A 2,352-nucleotide genomic window follows, 5' to 3' on the forward strand; every position below is an offset into this window, starting at 1 on the left:
CTGATGGCAAATTTGATAGCTATACTCCTCAAAAACTGAAATTTGTTTACAATAAACGATAATTTTAAAACAATAAAAACCAACCCCTTACAAAAAACTTTCATTTTTCAGTGAAAGTTTTTTTTATTTTTTGTTTGCAGATTCAATTTTTTCTTATACTTTTGCGGTGTTCAATTCAGTAGCAATACTTGTATAGTATTGTTTAAAAAATATTTTAATAATATAAATCCGTAAAAGTGGAGTATAACAGAAATGTTATACATTCAAATAGCGTAGCTACTGAATTGAACACTGCTGACTTACGGATTTTTTTATTTTATAAATAATTATGTTCAATTCAGAAAAAAACAACGTAGGGGCAAAGTCTGCGAAAGCAGAGTATGTGAGCAATACGCCCGTACAACAAGAAAAAAACATTCTCACCCAAGAGCAAATCGCTCAGATGCTGGAAAACGAAGAATTTTCGTATCATTCACTTGACGTTTTAATTAATGATTTTTTGTTTGTATATACGAACAAAGACCAAAATTACGAAAAAGTACTGGATGTCGTTTTTATGAACTACTTCAAGGCTCGTCCGTTTTTCACAATGTACGATTTGGACGAACAACAAATGCACGAAGCATATCATTTCTTTACGATGCTGTGTCGTAATCGTGAATTATTGGTACAAATCGCCACAGATAAAGGAATTATTAACCCTAAAAACAAGTAAGTTATGAAAATAAAAACCATTTACCACATAAACGAAAACGGATTGGTTATTGCCACAGAAAAACAAATCCTTCTTTTCAATTGGATAGTATTCCGTTGGTGGGTTCACCCTCAAAAATAGCATTTTTTAGACATTTTTTTCACCCCGCAAGGTTTTATACTGTGTGGGGTGTTTTTTTTCTATTACTGAATACGAATCCCGCACCCTGAATATAAATGAAAATTTAAAAAATAATTCGTATTCAAGATTCGTATTCAGTTTAAAGTACTGATTATCATATATTTAATGTGTTTTTATTCCTACTGCATCCTGTGAATACGAAAAAATCGCCAAAAAAACAGCTTGAAGTTCATCAAGAATTAAAGGTAGCTTTTTTAATCATTTCATCAGCAAATTTACTTCTTGATATATAGTGTTCCGTAATTTTCAAATCAGAATGTCGGGCTTGGGTTTGTACTTTTACTGCGGGTATTCCGCTATTGAGTAGGTCTGTGATGCCTGTGTCTTTAAGCGAGTAAAATTGTACTTCTTTACGAAATCGGTATTTATTTTTGATTTTATTCCAGTGATATTGAATTTTGTTTGATTTTATGAAATTGGGGGCAAATTTTTTACCAAAAAGAAAATAGTTTTTATCCGCATTTCCAATATGTTTTTTAAATCCTCCAAAAATATATTGGGAATGGTAACATTTTCAGTTTTTCGGTTTTTGGAAATTTCCGAAGAAATCGTAATAAATCCATTTTGCAAATCTACATCGCCTACCTTTAATTTTTTCAATTCCGCAGGACGAATAAAACAATAATATGTTGTCATACAGAAGATATAGAAATGAAAATCATCGGTTTTGAGTTGTTGTAATTGTTGTTTTTCTTTTTGGTTCAAAATCACACGTTTTTTTTCGTTTGTGGTTTTCAGTTTAATGTTCTTAGCAGGATTATCCGAAAGAAAACCTTTGGAAATGAAGAAATTAAATAAGGCTTTTAGTTGTTTCAACCGAGCGTTGTAGGTTCGCACCGAACTATTTTTCTGTAAATAGATAGCATCCATAAAATGAGAACAAATACGAATATCTATTTGTGAAATAAATGTAGTATTTTTCTGATTTTCAGACAGATATTTTTTAAAAGCATCAATAAAATATTTCCAATTATTTACTGTTGCAGAACGTTTTACGCCGTCTTTTTCTTCTTTATTGAGGTTTTTCAGAAAGAAATCAAGGCAATAGCTGATAGTTTTGAGTTCATTTTTGTCGGAATTTTCCAAAAAAGGCGACCAACCGCTATATAGTTTTTCGTTGAGGGTTTCTACCATTTTTTGAGCGAATTTTTGTCGTTCTTTTTTGTTGATAATTTTCGGAACTCTATTTCGGAAGCGTTCGAGTTTGCCTGTATGTGGGTTTTGAGCATAAAAAACAATTAACCAATCAGTATTGATACGAAGCTCGGCAGGTTTAAAGCCCACGATGGGGCTTGTAGATTTTTGATAGTTGAATTTAGACATTTTTTTATTAGGGCTATGAAAATAGTCCTATAACTCACTGTCTTTTTTTGTGGCACACATCTGACACAATAACATCGCAAAAATATAAATAATTATCTGAATATCAAAATATTAAACAGATTATTTTATTTTTC

Annotated in this window: 1 protein-coding gene and 1 pseudogene; one reads left to right on the forward strand and one right to left on the reverse strand. The window is 31.0% G+C overall.

Annotation, left to right across the window (positions count from 1 at the left end; translation table 11 throughout):
* The first annotated feature begins 328 nt into the window (after positions 1 to 328).
* Complete coding sequence (locus OO775_RS13980; RefSeq protein WP_264847841.1) at positions 329 to 715, forward strand: hypothetical protein; 387 nt, start codon at positions 329 to 331, stop codon at positions 713 to 715.
* A gap of 352 nt (positions 716 to 1,067) precedes the next feature.
* Here the strand turns inward: OO775_RS13980 and OO775_RS13985 are convergent.
* Positions 1,068 to 2,218 (reverse strand): annotated as a pseudogene (locus OO775_RS13985) (tyrosine-type recombinase/integrase).
* Between the last annotated feature and the right edge of the window lie 134 nt (positions 2,219 to 2,352).

Origin of the sequence: Capnocytophaga catalasegens, from assembly GCF_026005215.1 — a bacterium.
GTDB classification, from domain to species: Bacteria; Bacteroidota; Bacteroidia; order Flavobacteriales; family Flavobacteriaceae; genus Capnocytophaga; species Capnocytophaga catalasegens.

Bases quoted from the DNA above. Each gene is read 5' to 3' on its own strand.
- OO775_RS13980 (WP_264847841.1), top strand. From the start codon at position 329: ATGTTCAATTCAGAAAAAAACAACGTAGGGGCAAAGTCTGCGAAAGCA.